At 65.3% G+C, this 6,416-nt stretch carries 6 protein-coding genes and 1 pseudogene; 5 read left to right on the top strand and 2 right to left on the bottom strand.

From position 1 onward, the window contains the following. Positions 1-383 (bottom strand): annotated as a pseudogene (locus BGO62_RS10745) (hypothetical protein); the annotation flags it as partial. A gap of 304 nt (positions 384-687) precedes the next feature. Between BGO62_RS10745 and BGO62_RS10740 the strand changes: the two are divergent. The 5 genes from BGO62_RS10740 to BGO62_RS10720 all read left to right on the top strand — a co-directional run bounded on the left by BGO62_RS10740 (position 688) and on the right by BGO62_RS10720 (position 4,381). Further along, entirely contained in the window at positions 688-1,110 is a 423-nt protein-coding gene (locus BGO62_RS10740; RefSeq protein WP_296642196.1) for an Hsp20/alpha crystallin family protein, read from the top strand. 86 nt (positions 1,111-1,196) lie between these two features. After that, positions 1,197-2,081: an acetylglutamate kinase gene (argB, locus tag BGO62_RS10735; protein ID WP_296642194.1), complete on the top strand. Its 885-nt coding sequence runs from the start codon at positions 1,197-1,199 to the stop codon at positions 2,079-2,081. A 2-nt stretch (positions 2,082-2,083) separates the two neighbouring features. Next, positions 2,084-2,539: an EVE domain-containing protein gene (locus tag BGO62_RS10730; RefSeq protein WP_296642193.1), complete on the top strand. Its 456-nt coding sequence runs from the start codon at positions 2,084-2,086 to the stop codon at positions 2,537-2,539. Next, the gene (locus BGO62_RS10725; RefSeq protein WP_296642190.1) at positions 2,536-3,339 is read left to right on the top strand and encodes a sulfite exporter TauE/SafE family protein; all 804 of its coding nucleotides are present in this window, start codon (positions 2,536-2,538) and stop codon (positions 3,337-3,339) included. Before BGO62_RS10730 ends, BGO62_RS10725 begins: the two co-directional genes overlap by 4 nt. Positions 3,340-3,475: 136 nt before the next feature. Continuing rightward, on the top strand, positions 3,476-4,381 hold the full coding sequence (locus BGO62_RS10720; protein WP_296642189.1) for a crotonase/enoyl-CoA hydratase family protein: 906 nt from the start codon (positions 3,476-3,478) through the stop codon (positions 4,379-4,381). Here the strand turns inward: BGO62_RS10720 and BGO62_RS10715 are convergent. After that, a partial coding sequence (locus tag BGO62_RS10715; RefSeq protein ID WP_296642188.1) for an ATP-binding protein occupies positions 4,361-6,416 on the bottom strand: 2,056 nt, incomplete at its 5' end. The two genes, BGO62_RS10720 and BGO62_RS10715, sit on opposite strands and share 21 nt — an antisense overlap.

Below are 6,416 nucleotides of genomic sequence, written 5' to 3'. Positions count from 1 at the left end.
TTCATCATGGCGGCGCCGCACTTGCCGGCACCGCACTTGCCTTCACCCATTTTCCCGGCTTGAGCAAGCATGTAGCCCTTGTCCAGGGACTGCATGGCGAAAGGATTCTCGGCCGCGGAAACGATCGGCGCTGCCCCCAGGGCGGCGGCAAACGCGGAACCAACAGCGACGGAAATCAGGGGTTTTTTGCTGGACATGATGTTCTCTCTAAATAAGGCTTCAAATAAAAGCACAACAACACAATGCGCCGGAAATCCGACGGTTTTTATTGCAGATAACCCATGAGCCGGGTTCTCTTTGCAATTCTCTTTTGATGCGCCGGCGGAGTCGAGCCCCGTTGCGGCATTGCCTGCCGTTGTTCCGTTTTGGAACAGGCGGGACATTGCCAAAACGGCGCGTCATGACGGACGCAGCCCCTGCGGGCGGCCGTTCCAGCCCGATGGCCGGCTGGCGGCAAACGGCAGTGGTTCGTCCATGATGGATGAAGCAAGTTCCGTACTTCCTCCGTGCGCCGGTATCCGCTTTGCGCCGCAGCGCCTTCGGGTACCCGTTCCCGATGCCGCATTGCACGGTGCGCGGGCATTCCGCCACAGGCGCGCGCAGCGGCAAGGCGGGCTCTTGAAATGGGAATGGCGTACCCCAGATCGGTTTTATCCGAGAGTGTTTGTCAACCTGAAGGAGGACGTCATGGCCAATATCACCCGTTACGACCCGTTCGAAGTGAGCGATCCGCTGGATACCCTGTTCCGCGGTTTTTTCCGTCCGGTGCGGCTGGACAAGGAGACGCCGCAAATCCGCATGGACGTGCAGGAGGACGAGACAAGCTATGCCGTTCATGCCGATATTCCGGGCGTGGCCAAGGATGACATCCAGGTCACCATCGACGGCAACACCGTGGCGATCAGCGCCGAGGTGAGGAAGCGCGCCGAACGCAAGGAAGGCGAGAAAGTGCTGCGCCGCGAGCGTTATTTCGGCCGCGTCGGCCGCAGCTTCGCGCTGGAGCACGAGGTGGACGAGGCTGCCGCCACCGCCCGTTACCAGGACGGTGTGCTGGAACTGGTGCTGCCGAAGAAAGCCGCGGCCGCGGCCAAGCGGCTGGCGGTGCAGTAAGCGCAGCGCGGCGCGAAGGGAAAGGCGGCTTCGCGCCGCCTTTTTTATTGGCGTAGAATCCGCCCCAAACTCAATCCGGAGCTGCCATGACCTCCCCCCACACCGCCGCCGAGAAGGCGCACATCCTGTCCGAGGCGCTGCCCTACATCCAGCGTTTCTACGACAAGACCATCGTCATCAAATACGGCGGCAACGCCATGACCGAGCGCCACCTGATGGAGGCCTTCGCCAAGGACGTGGTGCTGCTGAAGCTGGTCGGCATGAACCCGGTGGTGGTGCACGGCGGCGGCCCGCAGATCGCCGGCCTGTTGCAGCGCATCGGCAAGCAGAGCGAATTCATCCAGGGCATGCGGGTGACCGACGAGGAAACGCTCGACGTGGTGGAAATGGTGCTCGGCGGTCTGGTCAACCAGGACATCGTCACCCTGATCAACAAGCACGGCGGCAGCGCGGTGGGGCTCACCGGCAAGGACGGCAACTTCATCCACGCCAAGAAAATGCTGGTGAAGAGCAAGGACAAGGCCGACGAGATGCTCGACATCGGCCAGGTCGGCGAGATCACCCGCATCGATCCCGCGATCATCCAGGTGCTCGACGCGCGCGACTTCATCCCGGTGGTGGCGCCGCTCGGCGCCGACGCCGCGGGCAACGCCTACAACATCAACGCCGACGTCGCGGCGGGCAAGATCGCCGGCGCGCTGCAGGCGGAAAAGGTCATTTTCATGACCAACACGCCGGGCGTGCTCGACAAGCAGATGCGGCTGCTGACCGGGCTGACGCCGCGCGAGGTCGACGAGCTGATCGCCGACGGCACCATTTCCGGCGGCATGATTCCCAAGGTCGGCTACGCCGTCGACGCGGTCAACAGCGGGGTGAAGAGCGCGCACATCATCGACGGCCGGGTCGAGCACGCGCTGCTGCTGGAAGTGCTGACGCCGGAAGGCGTCGGCACCCTCGTCAAGCGGGCTTGAGCATGCGCTACTGGCTGATGAAATCCGAACCCTCCGACGTCAGCATCGACGATCTCGCCGCCATGCCCGAGCAGAGCGTCGCCTGGTACGGCGTGCGCAATTACCAGGCGCGCAATTTCATGCGCGACCAGATGAGGCCCGGCGACAAGGTGCTGTTCTACCATTCGTCGTGCGCCGAGCCGGGCATCGCCGGGCTGGCCGAGGTCAGCGTGCCGGCGTATCCCGACGCCACCCAGTTCGATCCGAAGAACAAGTATTTCGATCCCAAGGCGACGCCGGAAACGCCGCGCTGGTTCAACGTCGACGTCAAGCTGGTGAAGAAGACGCGGCTGATGCCGCTGGCGGAAATCCGCGGCTATCCCGAGCTCGCCAGCATGCGCATCCTGCAAAAAGGCAACCGCCTGTCGATCACGCCGGTCGACCCGGCCGAGTACAACTTCATCGTCCAGCGTCTGTGATCGCCGATCCTGCGCTGCTGGCGGCCTACGGCGGGCTGGGGCTGGTGGTCGGCTTCGTCGCCGGCCTGCTCGGCGTCGGCGGCGGCCTCATCATCGTGCCGGCGCTGATTTTCCTGCTGCACGCGCAGGGGCTGGCTGCCGGCATGGAGCCGCAGCTGGCGCTCGGCACTTCGCTCGCCTCGATCCTGTTCACCTCGCTGTCCAGCGTGCGGGCGCACCATCGCCACGGCGCGGTCGAATGGCCGCTGGTGCGGCGCATCGCGCCGGGCATCGTGCTCGGCACGCTGGCCGGTGCGGTGCTGGCGGCGCAGATGCCGGCGACGCTGCTGAAGCTGTTCTTCATCGCCTTCCTGTTCTACGCCGCCATCCAGATGTGGCTGGATTTCAAGCCGGCGCCGCATCGCGGCCTGCCGGGGCCGACCGGGACGACGCTGGCGGGCGGCGCGATCGGCGCGGTGTCGAGCTGGGTCGGCATCGGCGGCGGCACCCTGTCGGTGCCTTTCATGCTGTGGCACAACGTCCCGCTGCACCGGGCGATCGCCACCTCCGCGGCGATCGGGTTTCCGATCGCCATCGCCGGCGCGGCCGGCTACGTGCTGGGCGGCTGGGACGCCAGCGGCCTGCCCGCCGGCAGTCTCGGTTTCGTCTACTTGCCGGCGCTCCTCGGCATCGTGCTGGGCAGCGTGCTGACCGCGCCGCTCGGCGCGCGCACCGCCCATCGCCTGCCGGTGAAGCCATTGAAGCGGGTTTTTGCCCTGCTGCTGATTGTGCTGGCGCTGCGCATGGTATGGGCGTTCTAGCCTGCGCGGCAGTCGATGTCGAGATGCGCTGCCTGTAACGATTTCATGCTTGAGTGGCCGCACCTCCCGCGTTAGTCTTTTGACACATGCCGAAAATTCGTCGCATGGCCGATCAATAAAATACGTGGAGATACTCATGGCACACCTGCAAGCTGTAGGCACCGCGCTGCAACCCCAACACAACGCATATACGCAGCTCTCCACGTATTTCGATCCGCACAGCCAGGTCGCCTGGGGCTATATGCACGCGGCGCCGCGCCCCTGTTTTACGCCCACCTTGCTGCGTGAGCTGCTGGCCTGGGGCAACGGCATGGTCGGCATGATCGACGATCCCGCGCAGCTGGACGTGAAATATTTCGTCCTCGCATCGAAGGTGCCCGACACCTTCAGCCTGGGGGGCGACTTGAGCCTCTTCATGCAGCATATCGAGGCGCGCGACCGCGATGCGCTGTATCGTTACGCCGTTGCCTGCATCGACTGTTCCTATGCGGTGCACAGTCACCTGAACCGGCCCAATGTGACGAGCATCGCCCTGGTTCAGGGGCAGGCGCTCGGCGGCGGATTCGAAAGCGCGCTGGCGGCCAATGTGCTGATCGCCGAGCGCGGCGCCAAGATGGGGCTGCCGGAAATCCTCTTCAACCTGTTCCCGGGGATGGGCGCGATGACCTTTCTGGGGCGTCGGGTAGGGCATCATCAGGCCGAGAAAATCATCCGCAGCGGCAAGCTCTATCTGGCCGAGGAGCTGTACGCAATGGGCGTGGTGGATGTGCTGGCGGAGCCGGGCGAGGGCGAGGGCGCGGTTTACGACCATATCCGGCGCGAGGAGAAATCCCGCAACGGGATCCTCGCGCTGCGCGCTGCGCGCGAGGTCAGCCAGCCCGCGCCATACGACGAATTGATCCGCATCACCGAAATCTGGGTGGATGCCGCCCTGCGTCTGGAACCCAGGGACTTGCGGATGATGGAGCGGCTGGTCAGCCGGCAAACCGGCAAGACCGAAACGGCTGCCGCAGCGGGGCCGTCAAAAGCTTTCGGCGCGTAGTTTCCGGTCCAGGTAGGCCATCAGGGCGGTTTGCGCCTCGCCGAGTGCAAACCGCACGTCGTCCAGCTTTTGGCGCGTGTTCGCGTCGCCTATCTCGTAAGGCTTGATGCGCTCGGCTTCGGCGCATAGTTGTGCCAGCCGGTTGGCTCCGACATCGCTGGCGCCGCCTTTCAGCATGTGCAGCTGGTCGTGCCATTGGCCGTAGTCCTGGCTGGCCAGGGCACGCTCGATATCGCGCAGCGAGCGCTCGCTGTCTTCCTCGAAACTGGCGAGCAGATCCCGCACAAAATCGTATCCGCCCAGCTGGGCGAGGTCGTCCAGCACCGATTCATCCAGTTCTTCCCGCTGCTGGGCGCGCGACGGGACGGCGGCCGGGGCGTGCCGCTGCTGGCTGGCCAGCCGGGCGATGAGATCCACGAGTTCACGGCTGTTGACCGGCTTGGTGAGAAAGCTGTCGGCCCCTGCCGCCTCGCAGGCCGCCTGCGCCTCGGCGCGCGCGTCGGCGGTGAGCATGATGATGGGCAGATGCCCCTTTTCCATGAAGCGCCAGCGTTGCACCAGTTCGGGCCCCGACAGCTGCGGCATGTGCATGTCGATAATGGCCAGGTGGTAGGTCTGATCGCCGGATTCGAGCATGCTCAGCGCCTCCTCGCCGTCGCGTGCCAGATAGGCCTCGTGCCCGGTGTGCTCCAGGAGGCCGCGGATCACCCGCTGGTTGACCGGATTGTCTTCCGCCACCAGGATGCGCAGCGGGGCTGTCCGCCCGCTCTGGGCCTGGAAGCGGTTGGCCAGCGACACCACGTTGTGCGGCATGTCATGGCTGACGGCCGCGTGTATGGCATTGAACAAGAGCGTCGTGTTGACCGGCGTCCGCAGCACCGACGCGTAGCCTTCGCGCATCAGCTGCGTGTCGTGCGTCAGGGCCATGCCGGCATCGGACTCGATCAGGATGACCGGCAACGCAGCCAGGCCGGGATCGTCGCGCAGCAGGCGCAGGAAGGCGCCCGGGTCGCCCGGCAGCACGCCGCGTTCCACCACCACCGCGCCCAGCGGCGTGCCGCCCGACTGGTGGACGGACAATTCGGCGGCGAGCCGGGCGGTGTTGTCCACCGCCACGGTTTCGGCGCCCCAGCTGCGGACGATCGTCTGGATGCGGGCGCTCAGTTCGCCGCCCGCCAGGATCGCCACCCGCATGGGCGTGTCGAATTGTTCCGTGGATGCGGCGGGCCGGGCGGCCTGCAATGCGAATGGCAGCTCGAACCAGAATGTCGTGCCTTCCCCTTCGCGGCTGTGCAGGCCGATGTGCCCGTCCAGCGCTTCCACCAGCTGTTTGGCAATGGTGGTGCCCAGCCCGCTGCCGCCGAAGCGGCGGGTGACGGAGGGATCGGCCTGGGTGAAGCTGTCGAATATGCGTGCCTGCGCGGCTTCCGGGATGCCGATGCCAGTATCGACGATCTCGAAGCGCAGGCGTTGCGGGTGGCCTTGCCCGGCCGGGCGGATGTAGACGTCGACCCGGCCGTGTTCGGTGAACTTGATGGCATTGCCGATCAGATTGATGAGGATCTGGCGCAGGTGGCGCGCATCGCCGTGCAGCTGAAACGGCGTCTGCGGCGCAATGTGCGCCGCCAGCGCGAGCCCCTTGCGCTGCGCCTGGGTTTCCAGCATCGCGACCGTGCCGTTGACCAGGCGGTGCAAGTCGAAGTCCTCTCCCGTCGCGGCAAGGCGGCCGGCTTCGATGCGCGAAATATCGAGCACGTTGTCGATCAGTTCCAGCAGGGTGTCGGCCGATGCGCGGATGATCTGGGCAAACTCCTTTTGTTCCTTGTCGAGCTTCGTTTCCGCCAGCAGATCGGCCACGCCAATGACGCCGTTGAGCGGCGTGCGGAGTTCATGGCTCATGTTGGCGAGGAAGCTCGACTTGGCCTGGTTGGCCTCCTTTTCCCGCCTGACCGCGCCGTGCAGCTGTTTCAGCAGGCTGGACGTGTAAAGCGGGACGACGATGAGCATCAGCCACATGCCCCACCAGAGTGGCGTA

It is taken from the genome of Thiobacillus sp. 65-1402, assembly GCF_001897685.1.
Taxonomy (GTDB): domain Bacteria; phylum Pseudomonadota; class Gammaproteobacteria; order Burkholderiales; family Thiobacillaceae; genus Thiobacillus.
Note: the sequence above shows the minus strand (reverse complement) of the source record. Positions and strands in the feature narration are given on the sequence as shown.

What these genes read in the sequence shown, in the direction of transcription:
- argB (WP_296642194.1), top strand. Translation starts at nt 1,197, where the DNA reads ATGACCTCCCCCCACACCGCCGCCGAGAAGGCGCACATCCTGTCCGAG.
- BGO62_RS10740 (WP_296642196.1), top strand. Translation starts at nt 688, where the DNA reads ATGGCCAATATCACCCGTTACGACCCGTTCGAAGTGAGCGATCCGCTG.
- BGO62_RS10720 (WP_296642189.1), top strand. Translation starts at nt 3,476, where the DNA reads ATGGCACACCTGCAAGCTGTAGGCACCGCGCTGCAACCCCAACACAAC.
- BGO62_RS10730 (WP_296642193.1), top strand. Translation starts at nt 2,084, where the DNA reads ATGCGCTACTGGCTGATGAAATCCGAACCCTCCGACGTCAGCATCGAC.